Consider the following 21,218-nt stretch of genomic DNA (forward strand, 5'->3'; position numbering starts at 1 on the left):
CTTAATCAGAGATTTATATTTATCTTACTAGAGCTTTATATTTCTGAATTCTTTTTTTCTGTGATGAACAAGATACAACTTTATCCTCTAATAAAACTGAATGTCTATCTAATCTGTGATGCAGAATTTCATCCTTATTGTTAATTTTTTTAATAAAATACTCCCGATTTGTGTCTACATATTTAGCGATACGTTTTCCTGTTTGTGCATGTTTATAAAAAGTTCCTGGAAGATACTCATCTACTTTATGATAAGGTAAAGGAACTCCTCGTTTACATAAAATACCACTAATATTATCTTGGTGCATTACTTTTAATTTATCAGCTTCGAGATGAAGTTTTTTGGCAAAAAGCAAACTTATAATTCCGCTTTCAGAGGAGTCTGCTTGAAGATTCATTTCCGCCATAGAAAAATAACAATAAGGTAATTTGGCTGCTTCAATGGCTGATTTCACTATTACTCCCAGTATTTCTGCATTCATATGCGTGAATTTTGTAGTTTCAAACAATATTAAGGATGTTCTATTAGCAATGGTTTGCTGATCAATTATCGCAAAATGAAGGTCATTACCTTCTAGACACATTAGAAATCTAGAAGATGGAATCCCCTGATTGACTACTTTTTGTATTGATTTCACAAGTTTCTCAGGACTTGTAATGAATTGAAGATTGATCTCTGGACATTTATCATTTTCTTGCTTGACCAACCTAGGCATCATTGTTAAGTCCATATGTGCATAGTTGGCATCGACGAAACTACTATTAGTAATGTCATTTTCTAAATCTGAAATAACACCTTTTAATGCTTTCTTATTGAATAGGATACTTGGTTTTTCTGTTGCTTCATTAGCCTTCGAAGTTTCTAAATGCGTTATGAGCTCTTCCAGTGTTGTACTACTATTTAATGGACTACTGGTTTGAATTGGACCGCTTGCAAAGAGTTCTTGGTTTAGACCGCTGGCTTGGTCTTGTCCGCTGGCTTGGTCTTGTCCGCTGGCTTGGTCTTGTCCGCTGGCTTGGTTTGTAGCCTCCAAAGCTTCTAAACGGGTTATAAGACTTTCTAATGTTGTACCACTATTTAATGGGCTACTAGTTTGAATTGGACCGCTGGCAAAGAGCTCTTGGTTTAGAACGCTGACTTGGTCTTGATCGTTGGCTTGGATTGTAGTCTCCAAAATCTCTAAATGCGTTATAAGATCTTCTAATGTTGTACTACTGTTTAAGGGACTACTAGTTTGAATTGGACCGCTGGCAAAGAGGGCTTGGTTTAGACCGCTGGCTTGGTCTTGACTACTAGCTTGGTCTGTTAAATCTTTTGATTTAGGCATAATTAATCTCCATTTTAATAATTAATACAAGATAACAGTTTTTTGGGGCTAAAAGATGTTTATATTGGCTTCTTCTGGGCGCCGAAGAGTGAAATTAAGTGTAGTCTTTTGGGTGTACTTCAATATCTTGCTTGCCTTAATGTTATTCTATGTGGAGCCATGTCGTTTTCAAAAGCAATAAACGGCTTAGTTATGAAATTGGCCGTAGTGAATCGCGTGTGAGTTTTTTGCTTTCACGTCTTTATGATTTTGGTTTTATAGTTATGCGGGACTCTAGTAACTTTAAACGGTATTCTTTATGTAATCATAAGACGACTGATTTCATAACAGCTTGTGGTATTGATTTACGTATTCTTGTTGCTCGATATCATGAACTTAAGGAAAAAGTAGACCAAGCACTAGAAACTCAAAAAAAACATGAAAAAGCTTTGCATTGTTTTCGCGGATTAGTGCGGCAAATTAAATCCTCTTACGCCTCAATTGAAGCTACACCATTTGCATCATTGCTCTTTTCTCGAATGCAAAAAATAGTTCAAATTATTGGTTGACCAGCTAAAGCTTTCTTTCATAAATTACAGAAAGCAATTCGTCTTTTTGAGTGGATTTTGAAAAGTTTTTTTCACCAAAAAACACAAAAAACAAGATACAGGCATTTTGCTAGCAAGATACACATAGAATCTACAACCCTTAACTATATTTGTAAGAGTAACAACAAAAAGGAGTGTTCAGAAAAATCTGAACACACTCAAATAACTGACGTGACCTTCGGTCACGATAAAATGGCTTATGAAAAAAAAGAGAAAGGCAAAAACGAAACTTCACTTCCTTCAAAAGGCAATACATTGCCTCAAATTCACCCAGAGATACTAGCTAAAGCATTGCCAAATACAATCATGTTTCTTAAACATGAACTGCAATCTGAACGCGATTTAACTGGTTCTATGGAGTTCTTAGCTAAAATGTCCGGTATCTCTTCCCATGCCGTCGAAGAAGCTAAAAAAACTATGGGATTTAAAAAGGCAGCGCTCGCTATTGCTATTATCGTAGAAAAACATTGCAGACAGATCATAAATTCTCCTGGTGGATATCTCCGCGGCATGATTGCTAAAGAAAATCGTAGTGAATTATATCTGGAACGTTCGCTCTATGCTTTAATGAAGGAAAATTCTTAAAAAACACCAAAAAATGAAGAATTTTATGCGTTCAAATCAGGTTGAACAAAGTCCTGAAAACTTTTAAAATACCTGAACCAAAAATGGATATTACAGAAAGGAATTTCCTATGAAAAAGAAATTACCCAAAAGTTATATGACTGATGCTGAACGTGAAGAGTTGCGAGCAGGTGGGTTAAATCAAGATTGTATCTATCTTGCTGAATCAGAAGCAGCTGACCGTGCTAATGATAGCCAAGCAGCATGGGAGTGGTTGGCGATGACAGAACCTCCAGCTCACACACTTTTATTTCTTAAAAAACGGCATGGAGCACAATTTATTCGTAATATGGGGTTTTCTACTAAAGATGCTGATGAAGAATATGGTCCCGATTGGTTAGATAAAGATGTTGTCATAGGAGGTCAACATTTCTAGAGAATTTGAGAAGTTAGAACGTATTTTTGTTCGCGAAAATGGTTATATAAAAAATCTCAATAAAGCATTGATGACCAAGAATTTACATAGTTTATGGGATAATTTATGTGATTATGTTCGTAATGTCGGAAAGAGTGATGATTTATCATTACTTCTTAATACGGAACGTAGTCTTGTAGAAAACGATTTGCTTCGTTATGCTAATAGTCAAGGGATGATAAGTAGCCTTAAAACGGCAATAGCTGAAATAGATGTTGTTAAAGATCACATAAAAATCGTTTCTAATTCTGAGACATATGACGTGATCAATAGAGGTTATAGTTTACCAAAAAATCGTAAAGGTAGTTTACCTTATGATGAAGCACGCCAAGCAATGGCATCACATTACGCAAGGTTAGGAAATTGGGACAAAGCGCGTTTAACAGACATTGAAAAATCAATTCTTAAAGTGCGAAGAGAAAATATAAAAGTAATGCAAAAACTCTACGAGAAGATGCAAGCCAAAGCTATTGGTATAGATCTATGATCCAATAAAATAATCATAAAAAACTTTTTATTAATTTATACATTCATCTTTATACAAATTAACAAGCTTTTTTCCGTATAGGTTGGTCACTACAGCGCTATATGGGGGCGCGTTCCCTTCCCTATACGTCACTTCGCTTGTAAGATGAGAGGCTATCCGCCTCTCAAACTCTCTGGACCGCTCACCAAAATCATGAGATCAGATCCGCGTTTAATGAAGGGACTAACAAGCCTTAGTTCTTAAAGTCAAGGAAACCATTTCATGGCGTCTAACGACGTCCTTGACCCAGAACTAAACGGCTTATTATCTCCTTCTTACGCGGCTCCGAAATCATGAATGAAAGGCGAGATCTTTAATGCAAAAACGCCTATATTGCTTTTCTAATGGTCGCAATTTTCCAGTATAAAAATAAAACACATACCATATGTATAACATACGTTATATATATGTAAGGCATATGTACAGCATACATAAAACTTAAACAGTATGTATGTTAAGCATATGTTAAATGTATGCTGTGTATACATATAGCATCTGTAAAACATAAGTAAGGCTTTTGTGTATGCCAACAATTGTATTTTGCTCAACAAAAGGTGGTGTTGGAAAATCAACATCGGCGCTTATTCTTGCACAAGTTTTGGCTCAACATGGATCAAAAGTTAAAATAATTGATACTGATCCTAATCAACCTATTGCTGATGAGTGGTGGCAAAATACTAGCACTCATGATTCACTTAATATAGATGTTCAAGGAGGGATTAATGAAAACACTATTCTGGATGTTATAGATGAAGCAGTTAATACTCATAGTTTTGTTATTGTTGATCTTGAAGGATCAGCAAATATAACAGCGTCATATGCTATTAGCCGTTCCGATATGGTTATTATTCCTATGTCTGGAACAAAACTTGATAGTCGTGAAGCGGCAAAAGTTGTTTCTTTTATAGCTCGCGAGGGAAGGGCCAGACGAAGTAATATCCCTTATCGCATTATGTTCTCAAAAAGCTCTGTTATACAAACTCGAGAAGAAAAAGAAATTCGCAAAGAATTGACTGAAGCAAAACTTCCTGTTTTAGAACATGGAATGATGAATAAGGCTGCTTTTTCTTCTATCTTTAGTTTTGGATGTACTCTTTATCAGCTCAATAAAGAGGATGTATCAAACGTTGCGTCTGCTATAGAAAACGCTGAGCAAGTTGCTGTTGATATTGTGCAAGCATTAAAAATCGAAGGAATAATGTCATGATAAAAGAACGTAAGCCAACATTTTCAATTTTGAATAATTTATCCACTTTAGAACCTACAACAAAAGCTCTCAAACGCAATAAACAAGATATTGATAAGATTGCTCAACAAAGTGGTTTTACAACCCGTCATGGATCTTTTGAAAAGGTAAAGGAGTTTGTTTTAACTAAATCTGGTTCTGTTGATGGACGTTCTAAGCGTCGCAGTATGAGAACAAACCGTATCACTCTTGCAGTACGGCCAGAGGTTGATGAAGAATTTCGTGCACTTGCTGAAAAATTGACACCGCCCGGACAAAATCTTTTAACTCTCGGTGATGTTTTACAGTTTTTAATCCATTTCTATAATAACTCTGGAAAAAATGATAAAAAGAAAAAATAGATTTTAAGTTTATCCTTTCCGATATAAAAATTCGTCCTTTATGATTGTAGAGGAGGTTGAAATGGAATATGACAAAGAGGACGTACTACGGGCTGGGTATTTTTTAGCGCCTGCGCTAAATCGTAGTTTGTTTGCATAGCTAGCCAAGCACGTGCAGTGCTTACACCAGTCATTTCAAGTCTAATAGCTAAATTAGGACTAATAGCGGCTTTTTCATTGAGAACCTGTCAAAGCCCTAGAAAATGCAACACGAGATACACCAAGTCTCTTAGCGGTTTCAGTAACTGATAAACCAAGTTCTGCAATTACATCTTCGCGCAATAATTCACCAGGTGTGGAGGATTTTTCATCATTGTTAAGCACTCCTTTTTGGTGATAATCTAGATAATCAATTAATTCAACATCCATATTGCTAAAGCGAGATATTATACGCCAGTTTCTATAAGAAAATAATTAAGTTAAGCTATTAGGCTTTCCAATGGAATATTAAACTGTTGGTGCAAATTTTTAATCATGCGCAGTGTGAGTTTTCTTTTTCCACTCAAGATTTCATAAACGCGATTTAAATGACCAATTGCAGGAACGAGATCTTTAGCACTTAAGTTCATTTGTTCCATTCTAAATTTAATAGCCTCAATAGGATGAGGGGGAGAAACAGGATAGTGTTCTGCTTCATACGCTTCAATTAACAGCACAAGAACCTCCATTTGATCAAATTCTGGAGTATTCTCTTTAGGTTGATTGTCAAACATAGCAGACACAATTTCTAAAGCTTCTTGGTAATCCGTTTCAGTGCGGATAGGTTTGATATTCATTTCTTAAGTTCCTTTAGTTCTACAGTATTAGCATCAATAGCATCATACTGTTTATGCGTTCCTATAAATTTTATATAAAGCCAACCTGCTGGATAAAAAATTGAAACAATTAAACGATAGTCATTACCTCTAATATTAAAAACAACACGATTATTTTTTAATATGCTTGCATTTTTATACTTCTTTTTAATGTCATGAGGAGAACGCCATTGTGCATTTTTAGCTTCATCTATCCATGCTTTTAATGGTTGTTCAGCATCAGGATATTGAACACAAAAAGTTTGAAGTGTAGAGATTTTAACAATTTTCATAGATTGTATCCTGATTTTTATTAATTATAGTACCATTTTGGTACTAAGTCAAATATTATAATATTTGATACTTTCCAGAAAGAAGGAAAAAGATGTATCATAAATCATTATTTTATATTATGATACTAATTCTGTATCAGAAACGATTTATGAGACTAAAATGGCTCTTTTAGGATATGCTAGAGTATCAACTAATCATCAGAAATTAGAATTGCAGGTAGCTGAACTTAAAAAGGTTGGGGTACGGGACGATCGTATTTTTACTGATATGATGACAGGAGCTACAGATAAACGTGAAGGCTTACAACGGCTCCTCAACCGTGCCGAGAAAGATGATATAATCATTTGTACAAAAATGGATAGGCTTGGCCGTAATACTGCAGATATGATTCATATTGTTGGTGCCTGTTATAAAAAAGGGATTGCTATACGTTTTTTGGAAAATGGTTTGAGTACCGAAGGTACCATGGGAAAGATGATCATTCAGATTTTGGCTGCTGTAGCAGAAGCCGAACGTGCACGTATTTTAGAGCGAACCAATGATGGAAGAGTTGCTGCAATGGCAGCAGGTATAAAATTTGGTCGAAAGCCTCATCCAAAGAGAGAGATAGCATTTGCACTGATTAAGCAAGGAGTATCATCTAGAATTGTTAAGGAAAACACAGGAATATCACATGCTACTTATTTCAGATTAAAAAAACAAATAAATGGAATGAAACAAGATGAAATAAAAAGAAAACCAATATTTATTGATAATAAATATCAAATGGATATTGAGGATTTTACCGACAAACTGTCATGAATATTCAGTTGTCCATTCTTAATTTTTAGATTAATTATTTTATATCTTCTCTATAAGGAGGCTTTCACTATGAAAAAGAAATTACCAAAAAGTTATATGACCGATGCTGAACGTGAGGAATTGATAGATGCTCATGCTTCTCAAGATTTTATTTGTCTTTGTGAATTACGGGCAGTAGATAAAGCTAATGATAGTAAAGCAGCATGGGAGTGGTTAGCAATGGCAGATCTTCCAGCGCATACGCTGTTGTTTCTTAAGTCTCAAAATGGAGCCAAGTTTATTCGTGATATGGGATTTTCTACAAAAAATGCTGATGAAGAATATGGTCCAGAATGGTTAGATAAAGGTGTTGTGATAGGAGGTCATCATTTCTGAGAAAATAAAACGGATTCTAGCACAAGAAGATGTAAGTATACAGATTTGTAGTGCCACCTTGGCGATCAAGAAATTACAAGATGTGCGAAGTGATTTACGTAATTATATGTATGATATCAGTAAAAGTGGGGATTTATCGTTACTTCTTGAAGAAGAGCGTTGTTTAGTAGAGAATGATTTTCTTCGATATGCTAATAGCAAAGCTATGGTTGGTAGTCTTAAAACAGCATTAACTGAAATTGGTGTTATTAAGAAGCATGTGGAGCTTGTTAGTGATCCTATGCAATATAAGGCGATAAATGAGGCTTATAGTTTACCAAAAAATCGTAAAGGTGGTTTACCTTATGATGAGGCACGCCAAGCTATGGCGTCGCATTATACACGATTAGGAAATCTCGATAAATCTCGTTTAACAGACATTGAAAAATCGATTATTGATGTACGAAGAGATAATATGAAAGTGATGCGCAAACTTCACGAAAAAATGCAAGCCAAAGCTATTGGTATAGATCTTTCACACGATAAAGGTCATTCACTTTAAGAAGCCAAAAAGAACAGATACGATGTTTTCGTTAGCACTATCAACTATAGAGAGTAACATAGAAAAGATAAAGTTTAAGGTAAGTAATAGTGAATTAAAATAGCAAAAAAACATAAAATGTTTGCAAATAAACTAGCATCAATAAATATTGTATAAAGCTTTATTTCTTTTGTAAAACTTTTAAGATTTTTATTTATTTCTTTTTTTATGTATGTAGCCGCTTCAGTTATTAACTTTCCTGCCGTTTTTTTTCCTCTTCTATCATAGCATTACGAGCTGTTAGAATATGATTTATCATCATACTTTGTTGCTCATGAAGTGTTTTTAAAGCTGCTTTTAAAACTGTGTCGGATAAAAGGACAGTCATAAGAATTGGATCATTTGGAGGGATCAATTGATTAAATTCTTTAGCTACTTTTTGCCGAATGGCATCAATATCAATTGACATTTTAAATTCCTGGAATAATAGCTATTTGTTCAAATAGCATGTTTTTAACACGCGCTAAACGGCTTTTAGTCATGATGCTGAATTCGTTTGAATCAGTGATTTCATTAAAAGTTAATTTTTTATCGAGCATTGTTTTGATATCTTCACAAAAAGTACTAGATGTTCGCTGTGGAATTGTAATGACCGCAGAGATTCTATCTTTCGTTTCTTGAAATATTTTCATTTCTTCAAAACTTTTTCCATTTGCGACAATAGGACCAAAAAATTCATTTTTCCAAACAACAATATTTGCTGTGGGGGGAATTTGCGTACAGACAGAAAATAACCCAGTGAGGGTATCTCCCAATGCTTGGCCACCTGTAATAATTGTATGAATGATTACATTTTTTTAGCAGTAGCCAACATATCAAAAGCTTCATTTTCTTTCAAATAATAGGCTAAAGGTAAAAATGTTGTGGCTCCATTATCGATAACATATTGGCATTTAGAATTAAGTAGTTCTTCCATAAGAGTATCAAAATTACGTGGAATTACTACACTTTGGTCAAGAAGTTTTAGATGCGTTACATTAAAGTTTTTGTAGCTTGCAAAAGTTTGGTTGACTGGATCTGTGTCAATCCCTTTAACTTCTACTTTTCTTTCTAAGAGATACTGCATCAGAAGACTGTCCACAGAGGATTTCCCTACACCGCCTTTTCCTTGTAAGGTCATATGAATGTTACTCATATCATGTCCTCTAGTTTTTTGTTTGTGTTGTGTTCAAATACATGCGGCATTGATTTTTTTTTAATAGGATCAACAGAAATAGGGAGAGAGGTTTGGGTTATTATTGCTGCAGGTTTAGTTTTAAAATATTTTCGAACATACGACGCTAAAGCATCATAAGATATATCTAAAGTTGGATTTTTTCTTAAAATTTCTTTTAATGAATACCCTTTTTCAATAAGGCTTAGGATTAAATCTTTGTTGGCTAAAAAAACCACACGCATTTTCCCCCACTCTTTTTTTGTTTCATTTATTTTCCAAATTTTTCTAAAACTTATAAAAACTTCCCAAAGCTTACCAAATTTTTCCAAAAAATAAATATTAATATTGGTTTTTATAAAGATTTTTAAAATTTTAATTTTAAAAGTATGGAAGATGTGTAATGTAGCGCTACGCTGAAACATTACATTACTTATTCGCATAAATTCTCAACGTATCTTGCTCTACGAGGTATTATTGCTGCCGCAATTTAAAAGAGGGGGAAAATGGCAAGGCCACGGAAATTTAGGTTAAGTGTTTGGTGCACTTCCAGTGAGAAGGAAACTATAGAAGCTTATGCAAAGCAGACAGGTTTATCCATTTCTACTTATTTACGCACTACTGGGCAGATTGAGCCAATAAAAACTGATATTGATTATGAAGCTGTTAAAGACCTTACTAAATTACAAGGTGATTTGGGTCGAGTAGCTGGTTTATTGAAATTATGGTTAGTTACCAATAACAGAAAAGGTGGGGTTCCAAGCGATATAAACCAAATGATGGGTGATTTTCGTCAACTTCAAAAACAAATCTTTGAAAAAATATCTTCTTTATGATTGCTAAACGTATTGAAAGAGAAAAAGCTACATCAAATATGGCGCGTTTAGCTCGTTATATTATGGATATCAGGGGAGGTGTTTTGCCAAGGGATTGGAAACTTATATGTGATTATATTCTTGATAAAGATGTGCAACATAGTAGGAAAGTAGCGGCGATAAGAGTTACAAATTGCTATACAGATGACCCTGTTATGGCCACTGAATTTATTTTAAAAACTCAAAACCAAAATAAAAGATCAAAAGCAGATAAAACATATCATTTGGTTCTATCTTTTCCTATAGGGGAAAGACCAGAAAGAGAAATACTTTATGAAATTGAAGACAAGTTTTGTCTCGCTTTAGGTTATAATAAGCATCAGCGAATTTCAGCAGTCCATCAAGATACAGATAATTTACATGTTCATATTGCTATTAATAAAATCAATCCTGAAAACTTTCGTAATCATGAGCCTTTTTTTGATAAACGTACATTGATGAAAATGTGTCGTCAAATAGAACAGGAATATGGGTTGATTAATACTCCTCACGGCTTTGATGATGAGGCAAAACAATATTCCAAAGATAAAAAGGGTGATAATATAAAACGGTCAAAAATAAAGAATTTTGAAGATAAAACAGGGATGCAATCTCTCGCAACTTATGTCGGAAACATTATTAAAGAATTTCATTATTCGGACTGGCCAGAACTTCATAAAAATTTTGCAAAACATGGTCTCGTTATAAAAAAAGAGGTAATGGATTAGTTATAGGAGCAACCAATCTTGATTTATGGGTTAAGGCAAGTAGCTGTAATAGGGCTCTTTCTTTATCTACTCTTGAGAAAAATTAGGCTCTTATCAGAGTATGACGCTAAATATGCAAAAACAATATATACCCTTTTCTAATGGGAAAAATAATCAAACTAAAGCTCTTTTATATTCTAGGTATGAAAAACAAAAAAGGCCAGCGATTTAAAAAGGCAAAAGCGATATAAAGCGTTATATGCGCAAAAAGTTTTTTTCTATCATCAACTTTCCGTTTGGTACAAACAGCAATCTTTTTCACTGAGATTAACTCCTAAAAATTTTCGTACTGTGATACGCAATGCATTAAAACTACAGAAAAAACTTCGTCAAAAAGAATTAAGAGAAAGACAGGCAATAATTAAGAGAAGACTGATGGAAACTAGATTTCCAATTTGGCGTGATTGGCTTCATCAGCAAGCAAACTCTGGAGATAAAGATGCAGTAGATGTGCTTCGCTCAATGAATGAGCGTTGTGCTTCTTTATCAAATAATTTGCTGACGGCAAAAACTGCTCAAAAGACGGGGAATTTTTTATATAAAAACTTAACTTCTCATTTTATTAAAAACGGAAATATTGTGTACAAAAGTGTTGATGGTGGTGTTGTCGTTGACGCTGGAGAGAAGATTCATGCGCAAAAATTTACCACAGGATCTGCTTATATAGCATTAAATATTGCCGTTGAAAAATTCAAAGATCAACCTCTTGTGCTCAACAGGACCGAAAAATTTAAAACAGAAATTGCTCAATTGGGCAGGTATTCATGGTATAAATGCTGTATTTTCTGATCCCTACCTTAATACACTTAAAGAAAAGGGAGAAAAGTCTCGTGAAAACAATATTAATAATCCTATTGAAATATGGCTTAATAAGTGTAATCAATATGCTAAAAATCTTCTACATGTTATGTGGGATGGAGAAGAAGATATTTAAAAATATGTTGGACGCAGGAGGATTGAAGAAAGAAACGTTCTCCTTTTTGAGTCTATTAATGGTAAGAAAGTAATTTTTATAAAAGAAGTCCCAAAAAGAGCTTTTATACAAGCTCAATATTGGAAGATAGGTGAAAAAATTAAAGTTACAAAAGATGGTTATCAAAAATTCTTAAACGGAGAAATAGAGATCTAAATATGTTTTTTATAAGTAAATCTGTTGCTTTATTAAATTTTCAGTGAGTAAAAAATCTTGTCATCTTCCCATTCAAATAAAAATGTTTCATAATAAAAATTATATTACGTTGTTAGGAGGCATACGTGAAGAAAACAAAAAATCATGAAAAAGAAAAGTCATTAAATCCTTATATTTTAGCACGTAGGGAGTGGATGGAACGATATGGCGACTATATTCAAGCTGCCAATAATTGGCGTCTTGCAACCTTTGGAATGATTATTGTGACAGGTATGTCGGTAGGAGCTTTCATTTGGAAAGCAAAAGAACAAACTGTTGTTCCTTATATTATACAAACCAATTCAGTTGGTGAAGTAGCGCATTTTGAAAAGCAAATATTGCATCAAAACCCAATGCAACGCACATACGAGCAGTGTTGAGAAATTGGTTAATTGGCGCACGCACTGTCTATGTAGATATGAGAGCGGAACAAGATCTTATTCAACAAACATATTCAATGACTTTGCCACAATCACCGGCTTATCGAATGTTGGTTGAATATCATCAACAAAATGATCCTTATTCTCGCTCTGCTAATGAAACAGTTGAAGTTCAGGTGAATGCAGTTATTGCTATTTCTGATGATACTTGGCAAATCGAGTGGACTGAAACGACAAGAGCGAGAACTGGTGCTGTTAATGAAACAAAAAACTGGCAAGCTACAGCTACAGTTATTTTAGCAACCCCTAAAACTGAGCAACAGATAATGGCTAATCCAATTGGATTATTTGTTAAACAATTTGCTTGGACGCAGAGACTCTAGAAAAAATGTAAAATAAATAGCAATAAAACTATGTAGCGGGGATTTTATGTTTAAAAAATGTATTATAATCACAATAATTGCATTCGTAACATCGACAGCAATGGCAAGTGATTTATCATCTAATATTAGTATTATTTCACCACAAAAAATCCCTCTAGGACTTAAACTTGCTAATCAATGGAAAAATAATCCAACAAAGCCTATTCGTTCTAGTGATGGGAGTGTTAAATACTTATATGGAGCTACACTTCCTACGCTTGTTTGCACGCCTTTAGAAATATGTACTATTCAGTTGTAAGTTGGAGAAACCATCAATAGCCTTCACGCAGGGGATACAGCTCGATGGAAAATTAGTCCCAGCATAAGTGGAACAGGAGCAACAGAAACAACTTATGTTGTTGTAAAGCCCACAGATGCTGGTTTGACGACAAATCTTTTTATCACAACAGATAAGCGGACTTACATGATTAAGCTTGCCAGCACTCAAAATTCATCAATTCCTGTCCTCTCTTTTGCTTATCCAGATGATACAGATCAAGATTGGGCTGCTTATAAGGCTGCAACAGATAAACATCGTACTACATTGCCAACAGGGCAAAACATGGCTGCGCTTGATTTCAACTTTCGTATTACTATAAGTGATCCAAAAATTAAATGGTATCCAAAACGAGTTTATACAGACGGTTTCAAAACCTATATTGAATTGCCTGGTGATGGAATTAGAGGTGAAGCACCTGCTTTAATTGCCATTGGCGATGATGGTCGTCTTTTTAGAAAACCAAGTGAAAAACTAATAAACTACCGCATTATTGGCAATCGATATGTTGTTGATACGGTTATTACCAAAGTTGCTCTTATTTCCGGTGTAGGAAATCAACAACAAAGAGTAACAATTACAAAGGGGGTTTAAATGTCTAAGTATTTCTTATTGCTCTCCTTTGTATTTGTAACTGGTTGTTCTACGATCGGTATTCATAGCAAGCAAACGCCGTTAGTGAATTATATTGATCAAAATATTACGGAAAAAGATATTCAATTTATTGCTCATGATCTTGTTGGTTATCTCAAAGATCCCTTACCGCCAGCATCAACAACATTTATTATAAAGTTAAATAACACACAGGATCCATTTACCCCTCTGCTTATCAGTATTTTACAGCAAAATGGTTACGGTGTCATTTATAATGATCAATTAGAAAAATCCAAAAACACCGGTATAACTTTATCTTATTATAACTTTATCTTATAAAGTGATGCCAATGGATGACGGTATAATATTAGTTGCTCGATATGGTTTAACAGAAGTAACACGTTATTACGTTCATTCAGTAACTGGAGATATTGTATCATCATCAGCCTTTTTAACACGTGTAAATGACGGAGGGCAATGATGAAAGAAAAGATAGACTTTTCTTCTGAGAACTCTCCCAATTTTTTTACTTCAAAATCGGATGGACGACAAATTCGCCGTCTTAACAATATGCCATGGATAAGTGCTATAGGAGTTATTGTCTTTGCACTTATTGGTATTACTTATACTTTTATATTGTGTCAAAAGACAAACGCTATCATTGTGGAGGATAAAAAACTCCTATTGGTAGATGCAACCCCTTTACCTGTTCGTCCACAAAGCAATGATTATGTTCAGGCAAAATTACCAGAGCGTTCATTATTAGAGCCTACAGAAACATCAAAATTAGTTGACCATTCCTCAGAACAGAAAATATCCGATAAAGTTACTAATGAAACAGAAGAAGCACAAAAAAGATTTTTAATACATCTTACAGAACAGCGTTTAACTAAAATGGAAGCTGCTTTAGACGCTGATTCTGCGATTTCCTTTACACTGAACACAAAACCAACACTTGCTTCTAAAACTCAAAATAATAATTCTCAAACAAAAATTCCTGAAAGTTTATTTAATAGATATGGAGTAGAGAAAAACTCACTATCATATCAAGGAAACGGTATAGTTGATCCTAATATGCAAGAGCAAAAAATTGCTTTTTTATCACGGTCTTCTGATGCTGATATTTATCTAAAAAATACACACCAAGAAGCTATTAAAGCAAATCTGGAAATTAAAGCAGGAACAATTATTCCTAGTGTTATGATTAGTGGTGTGAATAGTGATTTTCCTGAACAAATTATAGCACAAGTAAAAAAAGCGTTTATGACTCCGCTACTGGACAAAATGTTTTAATACCTATTGGATCAAGACTTGTTGGCACCTATGATAGTTGTGTCGCAACGGGTCAAAAACGTGCACTCATTGCCTGGTCTCGAGTTATTTATCCTGATGGTTCTTCTTTGTCTCTTGGAAATATGCCTGGAGTTGATCAGTCTGGTTATGCGGGATTTCAGGACAAAGTAGATAACCATTATCTAAAAGTTTTTGGAAATGCTCTCTTAACTTTCTGTTATTTCTGGTGCTTCGCAATTATCACAAAATTCAAGTAAGATAAGTCATGTTAATAGTAATACTGAAACGGTCAAGGAAATGTTAGCTGCTGAACTTGGAAGACAATGGGGTGAGGTTGGTATGGAAATGACGAGAAAAAACCTCAATATTCAGCCAACAATCACTATCCGTCTTGGTTATAATTTTAATGTTATGGTCACAAAGGATATTATTTTACCTGCATGGCAAGGCCATCCAATGGCAATTCTTCCTCTAAAATAAAGAATAAATATTTATTATTTATGTATAAAATACATATTAAATATTTAAAAAATAATTATTATATAGAGGTTTACAAGAATTTCCGTTTTTTAGCGTGAGAAGGAAGTGAAGACGACAAAGTCTTTTAAAAATACGTTTTGTAGCTTCAGATGCATTTTCAATGATTGAAAGTAATAAATGAGAAGGAGCATCTATAAAATATTGTTTGCCTATTTTAAAAAAGTAATTGAATTTTACATTCTTTGTGCATACTTAATAAGTATATTTATGGTAAGAGGATTTTTCCATGACTTCACTAACGGTTACGGCAAAAGGACAAATTACGCTAAAGCGAGAGCTACTACAGCACCTTGGTATTAAACCAGGTGAGCGGATTAACTTTGACAAATTACCAGGTGGTGAACTTCGTATAAAGGCAGCACAACCCACAATTACGATTGATAGCTTTATCGGACGGTTTGCTGGAAAAGTAAAAAAGACACTGACTATTGAAGAGATGAACGAAATTACTGCTTCTAGTTGGGCAAGAAAAAAATGAAGATTGCTGTAGATACAAATGTTTTAGCTCGTGCAGTTTTACAAGATGATAAAAAACAGGGTGAAGTGGCAAGCAAGATTTTAAGAGAAGCTTCTTTAATAGCTATTTCCTTACCTTGTTTATGCGAACTTGTTTGGGTACTTCGTCGAGGTGCAAAATTATCAAAAGAAGATGTCGCTGGGATGCTACGTGATTTGCTAGCAACGAGTAATATAGTAATGAATCGACCAGCTTGTTGAAGCGGGGATTGCTATTCTTGAAGCTGGTGGGGATTTTGCTGATGGGATCATATCTTATGAGGGTAATAGGCTTGGTGGTGAAACCTTTGTTTCATTTGATAAATTAGCGATTGACTTATTAATACAAAACGGAAAATCTGCAAAGCTCCTTTAGTAATTGAAACTATAGCTTATTTAAGTTCTGTGAAAGAAGAGGCTACTATATAAATATAGATGGAGCAAGGAAGGTTAGGCTTCCAAAAAGTCCTCATTATCATTAATTAAACAATAAATATTTATTATTTACGTACAATATATAGTAAATATTTAAAAAGTATTTAAATATTAAATTGTTATCCTTTATGGCATAAAAGTTCGTTTTTAAAGTTAGAATGGATGTTTGTCATGCATCACCGGTAGATTTCTACAAAGAAGCTATCGGTATTTTTTGTTGCTCAGATTTAATCATTATATTAACATGTTTCTCTCTATCGTGGTAAGGAGATTTTGATGAAAAAGAAAATGCCTAAGAGCTATATGACGGATGCTGAACGCGAGGAATTGCGAGCAGGTGGATTATCTGAAAATGGTATTTATCTTGCTGAATCAGATGCAGCAGATCATGCTGGTGACGATGAAACAGCATGGGAATGGTTATCAATAGCTGATTTACCAGCACACACACTCTTATTTCTTAAATCTCAAAATGGTGCGCAATTTATACGTGATATGGAATTTTCTACCAAGAGCGCAGATAAAGAATATGGTGCGGATTGGCTAGATAAGGATATTATGATAGGGGGACATTATTTCTAAAGAATTGAAAAAGTTAGAACGAATTTTGTCCCGCGAAGAAGGTTATGTGAAAGATCTCAATGATACATTAATAACCAAAAAATTACATGGTGTACGAAGTGATTTGCGTAATTATATTCATAACATTGGGAAAACGGGAAATTTATTATCACTTCTTGATATAGAGCGTAGCATAGTGAAAAGTGACTTGCTTAGGTATTCCAATAGTAAAGCAATGTCCAATAGTCTTAAAACAGCATTAACTGAAATAGATGTTGTTAAGAAACACGTGGGGCTTGTTAGTGATCCTGTACAATATAAGGTGATAAATAAAGCCTATAGTTTATCCAAAAATCGTAAAGGTGGTTTGCCTTACGACGAAGCGCGACAAGCAATGGCATCGCATTATACACGATTAGGAAATCTCGATAAATCTCGTTTAACAGACGTTGAAAAATCGATTATTGATGTACGAAGAGACAATATGAAGATCATGCGGCAACTCTACGAAAAAATGCAAGCTAAAGCTATCGGTATTGATTTTTCTAGAGATAAAGATTTTTCTCTTTGAGGAGCAAGGAGTGTAGTTTTATACTTGGTTTGTTTGTATTTTTAGTATATAGAACTGTATAGTAAATACTGGAATTTTATGGGGATGGAAAATTGGGGGTCCAGTCTACATGTGCATCAAAAAGCAGCTCTTGGTTAATATTTTTATTTTCTTTATATTTTGTTGTTCTTAATCAGTGTTGTACGCAATATTTAGCATATATTTTTCATTATAGCTCTTTTCTTGGTTCTCATTTCTTTGGTTTTTATTTACCCTTTTCTTGGTTTTTTTGGATTTTTAAATTTTATGATTACGCGCCACATCAATGCAATTTGACATTTGTTTTATTCTGTATTGGCACTTTAATTGGTTTGGCAAGTTTTTCTATTTGGGCAGGTTTTGGGTCAAGAAGTAATAAAAGTACAGATGATCTTCATGGGACAGCGCATTTTGCGACTTTTGATGAAGTACAAGAGACGGGTCTTCTTCCACGAAAAAAGCAAAAAGGGCAGGGTGTTTATTGTGGAGCGTTTAAGGATCACAAAACAGGAGTTTTACATTATTTACGTCATGATGGTCCTAAGCATATTATAGTTTTAGCGCCCACGCGTTCTGGAAAAGGTGTTGGTCTTGTAGTGCCTACTCTTTTAAGTTGGCCGCATAGTCTTTTTGTTCTTGATACAAAAGGCGAGAACTACGCTATGACAGCAGGATGGCGGAAACAATACGCTGGGAATAAGATTTTAAGATTTGATCAAGCAGAACCCGATATTGGGTGCTCATGGAATCCCTTAGGAGAAATTCGCTTTCGAACCCGCCACCAAGTGGCGGATACTCAAAATATAACGTTAATGGTTATTGATGATGGTAAAGGGATTGCTGGAGATCATTTTAGATCTGCGGCTTTTGAACTCTTAAATGGTCTTATTCTTCATGCTCTTTACAAATCAAAAGAGATTGGCCGCTTACCTTGTTTGCAAGATTGTGCTCATATGTTAACTGGGGTAGGAGAATTTTCAACTGTGCTTCAAGATAGTGATAATTTTGATTATGATGGGGATCCTAAAACACTTTCTTCTTTATTCCGTGAAATGGAATATCTTGAGATAAAAAGTGAAAATCCTCTTTTCAAACAAGCTGATCAGGAAGCAAGACTTGTTATTAATGGTGTTGGCCGGCGTATGGCCGGAACACCAGCACGTGAATTAGGATCAATTATTTCAACGGCCAATAATGCTTTATCTCTTTAATAGAGATCCTATTGTCGGGGAAAATACAAAATATTGCGACTTTTACGTCAGTGATTTGATGGATTCAGAAGATTCTGTGTCCCTATATTTTATTACTACACCGCGTAATTTAGATCGGATGAAGCCATTGGCACGGTTGCTTTTAACACAAATGGTTCTCTCTCTTTCAGATCGAATGGAATTTGATGATGGAAGATCAAAGACAATTCATAAACATCGGCTACTTTTGATGCTTGATGAGTTCCCAATTTTGGGTAAATTAGAAATTTTTGAAAAAGCGCTTGCTTATATTGCTGGATATGGGCTGAAAGCTTACATTATTACCCAAGACGTACAGCAACTTTACAAAATTTACACAACGAATGAAAGTATCATTTCTAATTGTCATATTCGTATTGCGTATGCCCATAATAAGGTTGAAACAGCAGAATGGATGAGCAAAATGGCGGGGGAAACAACCATTGTTAGGGAAAACTTCTACTTCTGGAAAACGTTTTGGTATGATGCTTGAGCAAGTTTCAACCTCTTATGAAGAAATAAAGCGACCATTGATGACAACTGATGAGATTATGCGCCTGCAGGGCGCTAAAAAAGACCATTCAGGGAATATTATTGAGCCAGGTGAAATGCTTATTTTGTCGCTGGGAACAGCGTGATTAGAGGTACCCAGATTCTTTATTTTTTGGATCCATTTTTTTCAAGTGCTTCAAAGATTCCTCCTCCTGTTACAGATTATTTACATCCGAGAAATGAATCGAAAAAAGACGAAAAAGGATTTGTTTTTTGATCAAGCAGTTAATTATTGTTTTTATTGTATGTTTTCTTGCAAGTGCATGCTGTATCCTTTTTGCTTTTTCGCAAGGGTTTAGAGTGAATTATTCACATTCTGCTCCTAGAGGACTTTGGAAAATTAATTATTTTCAAAAGGATTTGAAAAGGGGATCTCTAATGGAAATTTGTTCTCCAGATGTGCCTCTTGTCAAGATGTTCGTTAACAAAAGGTTATCTTCGCTCCGGTGTTTGTCCTAGTGGTTCTATTTCATTTTTAAAACCATTAGTAGCTATTGCTGGTGATGTGGTTCATGTAACGGAAAAAGGCGTGAGCGTTAATGGAAGCTTATTAAAAAATAGCCAAAAAAAGGAGGGATTATCATCTTTACCAAAGGGAAAATACCGAGTTCAAGAGGGATATGCTTGGTTCTTTCAAGTTTTGATCCAGTTAGTTTTGATAGCCGTTATTTTGGTGCGGTTCCAATAGTCAACATTATAGGTTCAGCAGAGCCTATTTTAACCTTTTAAATAGAAAGATTTTTATGATGAAAAAAACAACTCTGAAAGTAAGTCCTGTCTATTCTAGGAATATGAATGATATTTATGTGCCTGGAGTCAAAATTGTATTAAGCCGAGAAGAAGCAGAAAGCTATGGTGTTTTTGAAGAAACTGCTCTCTCAGAAGAAGAGGCTTGGGAATCCAATGTTACAGATACATCGAATATTGATATGTTTTTAGATGCAGAAGACCAATCATGACTTCTGAATATGAAAAAACAGTAGCAGATCGCTTAATTATGCAACTTCAACAAGGAAGAGCACCATGGCAACAAACATTCTCTCCAGGATGTATGAAAATGCCTTATAATGCAAAAACCGGTGATATCTATAAGGGTATCAATAGTCTTTGGCTTTTAAGTCAAGAATATACCGATCCTCGTTGGCTTACATATAAGCAAGCAAATGAAATGGATTGTAAAATTAAAAAGGGATGCAGGCTACAAACATTCTTTATTGGAAACAGAGCGAGACAAGCGATCAATTCTGTATTTTTTTCGGAAAAGTTTTTAACGCTGAACAAATTGATGGACTTCCACCCTTAGAATTACATCCTCTCCCTTCAGAAAAAACAAGACATGCACGAGTAGAAGCACTTTCAACAGCGTCAGGGGCAAAAATTGATATAGGAAATAGAAACCGTTCCTTTTATCGTGGTGGTGACATTGATACTATTTATTTACCAGAGCAACATCAGTTTATTTCAATGGATAATTTTTATGCTGCTGCTTTACATGAAATGGGACACTGGACGGGTCACTCCTCAAGACTTAATCGTGATATAATATATCCTTTTGGTTCTTCTGGATATGCTAAGGAAAAACTTCGAGCATCTATTGCTTCTCTTATGATAGGGGAACAGTTTAGTTGATAGGGGAACAGTTTAGTGTAGGTTATGATCCGGCGCCTCACTCTTCCTATGTTTCTTCATGGATTGAGATTATACAAAAAGATCCAAAAGAAATTTTTAGAGCTTCTTATGCTGCTGAAAAAATTAAAACTTTTATTATAGAATTCGAAACAGTCAAAGTTATCGATGTTGAAAAAAAGTCATTTCCGTCGGTGAGGAAAAAACATGAATTAGATAATCAGAAAAAAATTTACTTAAATGTTCCTTATTCGCAAAAGGAAGAGGCTAAAAATGCTGGTGCTCAATAGGATAAAGAAGCTAAATCTTGGTATGTTCCTGCTGGTACAAATTT

General features: G+C 34.6%; 40 protein-coding genes and 2 pseudogenes. 34 read left to right on the forward strand and 8 right to left on the reverse strand.

What is annotated here, in order from left to right:
• Nucleotides 1-19: 19 nt before the first annotated feature.
• Nucleotides 20-1,327: a YopJ/AvrA family T3SS effector serine/threonine acetyltransferase gene (locus Bra60_RS00610; protein WP_078697986.1), complete on the reverse strand. Its 1,308-nt coding sequence runs from the start codon at nt 1,325-1,327 to the stop codon at nt 20-22.
• 149 nt (nt 1,328-1,476) lie between these two features.
• Between Bra60_RS00610 and Bra60_RS07385 the strand changes: the two genes are divergently transcribed.
• The 6 genes from Bra60_RS07385 (at nt 1,477) to Bra60_RS00635 (ending at nt 5,066) form a co-directional block, all read left to right on the forward strand.
• Nucleotides 1,477-1,875 (forward strand): helix-turn-helix domain-containing protein, encoded by a 399-nt coding sequence (locus Bra60_RS07385; RefSeq protein ID WP_236823924.1) that lies wholly within the window; start codon nt 1,477-1,479, stop codon nt 1,873-1,875.
• Nucleotides 1,876-2,106: 231 nt separating this feature from the next.
• A complete protein-coding gene (repC, locus tag Bra60_RS07390) occupies nt 2,107-2,499 on the forward strand; it encodes a replication initiation protein RepC (protein WP_236823925.1) in 393 nt (130 codons plus the stop codon).
• 109 nt (nt 2,500-2,608) lie between these two features.
• Nucleotides 2,609-2,914: a hypothetical protein gene (locus Bra60_RS00620; protein WP_078688289.1), complete on the forward strand. Its 306-nt coding sequence runs from the start codon at nt 2,609-2,611 to the stop codon at nt 2,912-2,914.
• A gap of 70 nt (nt 2,915-2,984) precedes the next feature.
• Nucleotides 2,985-3,440: a hypothetical protein gene (locus Bra60_RS00625; RefSeq protein WP_236823926.1), complete on the forward strand. Its 456-nt coding sequence runs from the start codon at nt 2,985-2,987 to the stop codon at nt 3,438-3,440.
• Between the two features lie 562 nt (nt 3,441-4,002).
• A complete protein-coding gene (locus Bra60_RS00630) occupies nt 4,003-4,686 on the forward strand; it encodes a ParA family protein (protein WP_078688290.1) in 684 nt (227 codons plus the stop codon).
• Nucleotides 4,683-5,066 (forward strand): hypothetical protein, encoded by a 384-nt coding sequence (locus tag Bra60_RS00635; protein ID WP_078688291.1) that lies wholly within the window; start codon nt 4,683-4,685, stop codon nt 5,064-5,066. The genes Bra60_RS00630 and Bra60_RS00635 overlap by 4 nt, the downstream gene beginning before the upstream one ends.
• Before the next feature lie 38 nt (nt 5,067-5,104).
• On the opposite strand, the pseudogene Bra60_RS07705 reads toward Bra60_RS00635, so the two are convergent.
• The 3 genes and pseudogenes from Bra60_RS07705 to Bra60_RS00650 all read right to left on the reverse strand — a co-directional run bounded on the left by Bra60_RS07705 (nt 5,105) and on the right by Bra60_RS00650 (nt 6,192).
• Nucleotides 5,105-5,419 (reverse strand): annotated as a pseudogene (locus tag Bra60_RS07705) (HigA family addiction module antitoxin).
• A 105-nt stretch (nt 5,420-5,524) separates the two neighbouring features.
• Nucleotides 5,525-5,881 (reverse strand): helix-turn-helix domain-containing protein, encoded by a 357-nt coding sequence (locus Bra60_RS00645; RefSeq protein WP_078688292.1) that lies wholly within the window; start codon nt 5,879-5,881, stop codon nt 5,525-5,527.
• Complete coding sequence (locus tag Bra60_RS00650; RefSeq protein ID WP_078688293.1) at nt 5,878-6,192, reverse strand: type II toxin-antitoxin system HigB family toxin; 315 nt, start codon at nt 6,190-6,192, stop codon at nt 5,878-5,880. The genes Bra60_RS00645 and Bra60_RS00650 overlap by 4 nt, the downstream gene beginning before the upstream one ends.
• 160 nt (nt 6,193-6,352) lie before the next feature.
• On the opposite strand from Bra60_RS00650, the gene Bra60_RS00655 reads away from it, so the two are divergent.
• The 3 genes from Bra60_RS00655 to Bra60_RS00665 all read left to right on the forward strand — a co-directional run bounded on the left by Bra60_RS00655 (nt 6,353) and on the right by Bra60_RS00665 (nt 7,910).
• Nucleotides 6,353-6,994: a recombinase family protein gene (locus Bra60_RS00655; protein WP_078688294.1), complete on the forward strand. Its 642-nt coding sequence runs from the start codon at nt 6,353-6,355 to the stop codon at nt 6,992-6,994.
• A gap of 69 nt (nt 6,995-7,063) precedes the next feature.
• A complete protein-coding gene (locus Bra60_RS00660) occupies nt 7,064-7,369 on the forward strand; it encodes a hypothetical protein (protein ID WP_078688295.1) in 306 nt (101 codons plus the stop codon).
• Nucleotides 7,370-7,475: 106 nt separating this feature from the next.
• The gene (locus Bra60_RS00665) at nt 7,476-7,910 is read left to right on the forward strand and encodes a hypothetical protein (protein ID WP_371326060.1); all 435 of its coding nucleotides are present in this window, start codon (nt 7,476-7,478) and stop codon (nt 7,908-7,910) included.
• Between the two features lie 229 nt (nt 7,911-8,139).
• On the opposite strand, the gene Bra60_RS07400 is transcribed toward Bra60_RS00665, so the two are convergent.
• The 4 genes from Bra60_RS07400 to Bra60_RS07200 are packed head-to-tail and all read right to left on the reverse strand — an operon-like array spanning nt 8,140 to nt 9,527.
• Nucleotides 8,140-8,358 carry a hypothetical protein gene (locus tag Bra60_RS07400; protein WP_236823929.1) on the reverse strand — a complete coding sequence of 73 codons (219 nt, stop codon included), beginning with the start codon at nt 8,356-8,358 and terminating at the stop codon, nt 8,140-8,142.
• 1 nt (nt 8,359) lies between these two features.
• Nucleotides 8,360-8,704 (reverse strand): hypothetical protein, encoded by a 345-nt coding sequence (locus tag Bra60_RS07405; RefSeq protein ID WP_236823930.1) that lies wholly within the window; start codon nt 8,702-8,704, stop codon nt 8,360-8,362.
• A 32-nt stretch (nt 8,705-8,736) separates the two neighbouring features.
• A complete protein-coding gene (locus Bra60_RS07410; protein ID WP_236823931.1) occupies nt 8,737-9,084 on the reverse strand; it encodes a nucleotide-binding protein in 348 nt (115 codons plus the stop codon).
• Nucleotides 9,081-9,527 carry a hypothetical protein gene (locus tag Bra60_RS07200; RefSeq protein WP_194284818.1) on the reverse strand — a complete coding sequence of 149 codons (447 nt, stop codon included), beginning with the start codon at nt 9,525-9,527 and terminating at the stop codon, nt 9,081-9,083. The genes Bra60_RS07410 and Bra60_RS07200 overlap by 4 nt, the downstream gene beginning before the upstream one ends.
• An 81-nt stretch (nt 9,528-9,608) precedes the next feature.
• On the opposite strand from Bra60_RS07200, the gene Bra60_RS00685 reads away from it, so the two are divergent.
• The 25 genes and pseudogenes from Bra60_RS00685 (at nt 9,609) to Bra60_RS07475 (ending at nt 21,174) form a co-directional block, all read left to right on the forward strand.
• A complete protein-coding gene (locus Bra60_RS00685) occupies nt 9,609-9,938 on the forward strand; it encodes a DUF6290 family protein (RefSeq protein ID WP_078697987.1) in 330 nt (109 codons plus the stop codon).
• Entirely contained in the window at nt 9,935-10,684 is a 750-nt protein-coding gene (traI, locus tag Bra60_RS07415) for a TraI/MobA(P) family conjugative relaxase (protein WP_236823932.1), read from the forward strand. The genes Bra60_RS00685 and traI overlap by 4 nt, the downstream gene beginning before the upstream one ends.
• A 2-nt stretch (nt 10,685-10,686) precedes the next feature.
• Nucleotides 10,687-10,770 (forward strand): hypothetical protein, encoded by an 84-nt coding sequence (locus tag Bra60_RS07720; protein ID WP_371326061.1) that lies wholly within the window; start codon nt 10,687-10,689, stop codon nt 10,768-10,770.
• A gap of 244 nt (nt 10,771-11,014) precedes the next feature.
• Entirely contained in the window at nt 11,015-11,512 is a 498-nt protein-coding gene (locus Bra60_RS07420) for an LPD7 domain-containing protein (protein WP_236823933.1), read from the forward strand.
• Nucleotides 11,513-11,977: 465 nt separating this feature from the next.
• Nucleotides 11,978-12,271: a VirB8/TrbF family protein gene (locus Bra60_RS07640; protein WP_250638147.1), complete on the forward strand. Its 294-nt coding sequence runs from the start codon at nt 11,978-11,980 to the stop codon at nt 12,269-12,271.
• A complete protein-coding gene (locus tag Bra60_RS07645) occupies nt 12,268-12,654 on the forward strand; it encodes a type IV secretion system protein (protein WP_250638148.1) in 387 nt (128 codons plus the stop codon). The genes Bra60_RS07640 and Bra60_RS07645 overlap by 4 nt, the downstream gene beginning before the upstream one ends.
• 46 nt (nt 12,655-12,700) lie before the next feature.
• Nucleotides 12,701-12,952, forward strand: a complete 252-nt coding sequence (locus tag Bra60_RS07425; RefSeq protein ID WP_236823934.1) for a hypothetical protein — start codon at nt 12,701-12,703, stop codon at nt 12,950-12,952.
• Between the two features lie 12 nt (nt 12,953-12,964).
• Nucleotides 12,965-13,564 carry a TrbG/VirB9 family P-type conjugative transfer protein gene (locus Bra60_RS07430; protein ID WP_257787867.1) on the forward strand — a complete coding sequence of 200 codons (600 nt, stop codon included), beginning with the start codon at nt 12,965-12,967 and terminating at the stop codon, nt 13,562-13,564.
• Complete coding sequence (locus tag Bra60_RS00705) at nt 13,565-13,903, forward strand: hypothetical protein (RefSeq protein ID WP_236823935.1); 339 nt, start codon at nt 13,565-13,567, stop codon at nt 13,901-13,903. It begins immediately after the preceding gene.
• Between the two features lie 10 nt (nt 13,904-13,913).
• A complete protein-coding gene (locus tag Bra60_RS07665) occupies nt 13,914-14,045 on the forward strand; it encodes a hypothetical protein (RefSeq protein ID WP_257787864.1) in 132 nt (43 codons plus the stop codon).
• Nucleotides 14,042-14,857 (forward strand): hypothetical protein, encoded by an 816-nt coding sequence (locus Bra60_RS07435; protein ID WP_194285022.1) that lies wholly within the window; start codon nt 14,042-14,044, stop codon nt 14,855-14,857. The genes Bra60_RS07665 and Bra60_RS07435 overlap by 4 nt, the downstream gene beginning before the upstream one ends.
• Nucleotides 14,858-14,862: 5 nt before the next feature.
• A complete protein-coding gene (locus tag Bra60_RS07650; RefSeq protein WP_250638149.1) occupies nt 14,863-15,114 on the forward strand; it encodes a TrbI/VirB10 family protein in 252 nt (83 codons plus the stop codon).
• The gene (locus Bra60_RS07655) at nt 15,077-15,337 is read left to right on the forward strand and encodes a TrbI/VirB10 family protein (protein ID WP_194285030.1); all 261 of its coding nucleotides are present in this window, start codon (nt 15,077-15,079) and stop codon (nt 15,335-15,337) included. Before Bra60_RS07650 ends, Bra60_RS07655 begins: the two co-directional genes overlap by 38 nt.
• Before the next feature lie 286 nt (nt 15,338-15,623).
• Nucleotides 15,624-15,875: an AbrB/MazE/SpoVT family DNA-binding domain-containing protein gene (locus Bra60_RS00715; RefSeq protein WP_078688296.1), complete on the forward strand. Its 252-nt coding sequence runs from the start codon at nt 15,624-15,626 to the stop codon at nt 15,873-15,875.
• Nucleotides 15,872-16,268, forward strand: a pseudogene (locus Bra60_RS00720) (type II toxin-antitoxin system VapC family toxin). The gene Bra60_RS00715 and the pseudogene Bra60_RS00720 overlap by 4 nt, the downstream one beginning before the upstream one ends.
• Nucleotides 16,269-16,603: 335 nt before the next feature.
• Entirely contained in the window at nt 16,604-16,909 is a 306-nt protein-coding gene (locus tag Bra60_RS00725) for a hypothetical protein (protein ID WP_078688297.1), read from the forward strand.
• 25 nt (nt 16,910-16,934) lie between these two features.
• Complete coding sequence (locus Bra60_RS00730; RefSeq protein ID WP_078698202.1) at nt 16,935-17,459, forward strand: hypothetical protein; 525 nt, start codon at nt 16,935-16,937, stop codon at nt 17,457-17,459.
• Nucleotides 17,460-17,551: 92 nt separating this feature from the next.
• The gene (locus Bra60_RS07445) at nt 17,552-18,688 is read left to right on the forward strand and encodes a type IV secretory system conjugative DNA transfer family protein (RefSeq protein WP_236823936.1); all 1,137 of its coding nucleotides are present in this window, start codon (nt 17,552-17,554) and stop codon (nt 18,686-18,688) included.
• Nucleotides 18,689-18,746: 58 nt separating this feature from the next.
• Nucleotides 18,747-19,199, forward strand: coding sequence for a type IV secretory system conjugative DNA transfer family protein (locus Bra60_RS07450; protein ID WP_236823937.1), 453 nt, complete (start codon nt 18,747-18,749; stop codon nt 19,197-19,199).
• The gene (locus tag Bra60_RS07455; RefSeq protein ID WP_236823938.1) at nt 19,189-19,344 is read left to right on the forward strand and encodes a hypothetical protein; all 156 of its coding nucleotides are present in this window, start codon (nt 19,189-19,191) and stop codon (nt 19,342-19,344) included. The genes Bra60_RS07450 and Bra60_RS07455 overlap by 11 nt, the downstream gene beginning before the upstream one ends.
• Nucleotides 19,345-19,882: 538 nt before the next feature.
• Nucleotides 19,883-19,987, forward strand: a complete 105-nt coding sequence (locus Bra60_RS07460) for a S26 family signal peptidase (protein WP_236823939.1) — start codon at nt 19,883-19,885, stop codon at nt 19,985-19,987.
• A 14-nt stretch (nt 19,988-20,001) separates the two neighbouring features.
• Nucleotides 20,002-20,217, forward strand: a complete 216-nt coding sequence (locus tag Bra60_RS00745; RefSeq protein WP_236823940.1) for a conjugal transfer protein TraD — start codon at nt 20,002-20,004, stop codon at nt 20,215-20,217.
• On the forward strand, nt 20,214-20,561 hold the full coding sequence (locus tag Bra60_RS07465) for an ArdC-like ssDNA-binding domain-containing protein (protein ID WP_236823941.1): 348 nt from the start codon (nt 20,214-20,216) through the stop codon (nt 20,559-20,561). The genes Bra60_RS00745 and Bra60_RS07465 overlap by 4 nt, the downstream gene beginning before the upstream one ends.
• Nucleotides 20,450-20,887: a zincin-like metallopeptidase domain-containing protein gene (locus tag Bra60_RS07470; RefSeq protein WP_236823942.1), complete on the forward strand. Its 438-nt coding sequence runs from the start codon at nt 20,450-20,452 to the stop codon at nt 20,885-20,887. The genes Bra60_RS07465 and Bra60_RS07470 overlap by 112 nt, the downstream gene beginning before the upstream one ends.
• Nucleotides 20,884-21,174 (forward strand): DUF5710 domain-containing protein, encoded by a 291-nt coding sequence (locus Bra60_RS07475; RefSeq protein ID WP_236823943.1) that lies wholly within the window; start codon nt 20,884-20,886, stop codon nt 21,172-21,174. The genes Bra60_RS07470 and Bra60_RS07475 overlap by 4 nt, the downstream gene beginning before the upstream one ends.
• The last annotated feature ends 44 nt before the right edge of the window (nt 21,175-21,218 follow it).

Origin of the sequence: Bartonella sp. Raccoon60 (assembly GCF_002022585.1) — a bacterium.
In the GTDB taxonomy this organism is placed as follows: Bacteria; Pseudomonadota; Alphaproteobacteria; order Rhizobiales; family Rhizobiaceae; genus Bartonella; species Bartonella rochalimae.

Bases quoted from the DNA above. Each gene is read 5' to 3' on its own strand.
- Bra60_RS00610 (WP_078697986.1), bottom strand. From the start codon at position 1,327: ATGCCTAAATCAAAAGATTTAACAGACCAAGCTAGTAGTCAAGACCAA.
- Bra60_RS07385 (WP_236823924.1), top strand. From the start codon at position 1,477: ATGTGGAGCCATGTCGTTTTCAAAAGCAATAAACGGCTTAGTTATGAA.
- repC (WP_236823925.1), top strand. From the start codon at position 2,107: ATGGCTTATGAAAAAAAAGAGAAAGGCAAAAACGAAACTTCACTTCCT.
- Bra60_RS00620 (WP_078688289.1), top strand. From the start codon at position 2,609: ATGAAAAAGAAATTACCCAAAAGTTATATGACTGATGCTGAACGTGAA.
- Bra60_RS00625 (WP_236823926.1), top strand. From the start codon at position 2,985: ATGACCAAGAATTTACATAGTTTATGGGATAATTTATGTGATTATGTT.
- Bra60_RS00630 (WP_078688290.1), top strand. From the start codon at position 4,003: ATGCCAACAATTGTATTTTGCTCAACAAAAGGTGGTGTTGGAAAATCA.
- Bra60_RS00635 (WP_078688291.1), top strand. From the start codon at position 4,683: ATGATAAAAGAACGTAAGCCAACATTTTCAATTTTGAATAATTTATCC.
- Bra60_RS00645 (WP_078688292.1), bottom strand. From the start codon at position 5,881: ATGAATATCAAACCTATCCGCACTGAAACGGATTACCAAGAAGCTTTA.
- Bra60_RS00650 (WP_078688293.1), bottom strand. From the start codon at position 6,192: ATGAAAATTGTTAAAATCTCTACACTTCAAACTTTTTGTGTTCAATAT.
- Bra60_RS00655 (WP_078688294.1), top strand. From the start codon at position 6,353: ATGGCTCTTTTAGGATATGCTAGAGTATCAACTAATCATCAGAAATTA.
- Bra60_RS00660 (WP_078688295.1), top strand. From the start codon at position 7,064: ATGAAAAAGAAATTACCAAAAAGTTATATGACCGATGCTGAACGTGAG.
- Bra60_RS00665 (WP_371326060.1), top strand. From the start codon at position 7,476: ATGTATGATATCAGTAAAAGTGGGGATTTATCGTTACTTCTTGAAGAA.
- Bra60_RS07400 (WP_236823929.1), bottom strand. From the start codon at position 8,358: ATGTCAATTGATATTGATGCCATTCGGCAAAAAGTAGCTAAAGAATTT.
- Bra60_RS07410 (WP_236823931.1), bottom strand. From the start codon at position 9,084: ATGAGTAACATTCATATGACCTTACAAGGAAAAGGCGGTGTAGGGAAA.
- Bra60_RS07200 (WP_194284818.1), bottom strand. From the start codon at position 9,527: ATGTTTCAGCGTAGCGCTACATTACACATCTTCCATACTTTTAAAATT.
- Bra60_RS00685 (WP_078697987.1), top strand. From the start codon at position 9,609: ATGGCAAGGCCACGGAAATTTAGGTTAAGTGTTTGGTGCACTTCCAGT.
- traI (WP_236823932.1), top strand. From the start codon at position 9,935: ATGATTGCTAAACGTATTGAAAGAGAAAAAGCTACATCAAATATGGCG.
- Bra60_RS07425 (WP_236823934.1), top strand. From the start codon at position 12,701: ATGTTTAAAAAATGTATTATAATCACAATAATTGCATTCGTAACATCG.
- Bra60_RS00705 (WP_236823935.1), top strand. From the start codon at position 13,565: ATGTCTAAGTATTTCTTATTGCTCTCCTTTGTATTTGTAACTGGTTGT.
- Bra60_RS07665 (WP_257787864.1), top strand. From the start codon at position 13,914: ATGGATGACGGTATAATATTAGTTGCTCGATATGGTTTAACAGAAGTA.
- Bra60_RS07435 (WP_194285022.1), top strand. From the start codon at position 14,042: ATGATGAAAGAAAAGATAGACTTTTCTTCTGAGAACTCTCCCAATTTT.
- Bra60_RS00715 (WP_078688296.1), top strand. From the start codon at position 15,624: ATGACTTCACTAACGGTTACGGCAAAAGGACAAATTACGCTAAAGCGA.
- Bra60_RS00725 (WP_078688297.1), top strand. From the start codon at position 16,604: ATGAAAAAGAAAATGCCTAAGAGCTATATGACGGATGCTGAACGCGAG.
- Bra60_RS07450 (WP_236823937.1), top strand. From the start codon at position 18,747: ATGGATTCAGAAGATTCTGTGTCCCTATATTTTATTACTACACCGCGT.
- Bra60_RS07455 (WP_236823938.1), top strand. From the start codon at position 19,189: ATGATGCTTGAGCAAGTTTCAACCTCTTATGAAGAAATAAAGCGACCA.
- Bra60_RS00745 (WP_236823940.1), top strand. From the start codon at position 20,002: ATGATGAAAAAAACAACTCTGAAAGTAAGTCCTGTCTATTCTAGGAAT.
- Bra60_RS07465 (WP_236823941.1), top strand. From the start codon at position 20,214: ATGACTTCTGAATATGAAAAAACAGTAGCAGATCGCTTAATTATGCAA.
- Bra60_RS07470 (WP_236823942.1), top strand. From the start codon at position 20,450: ATGCAGGCTACAAACATTCTTTATTGGAAACAGAGCGAGACAAGCGAT.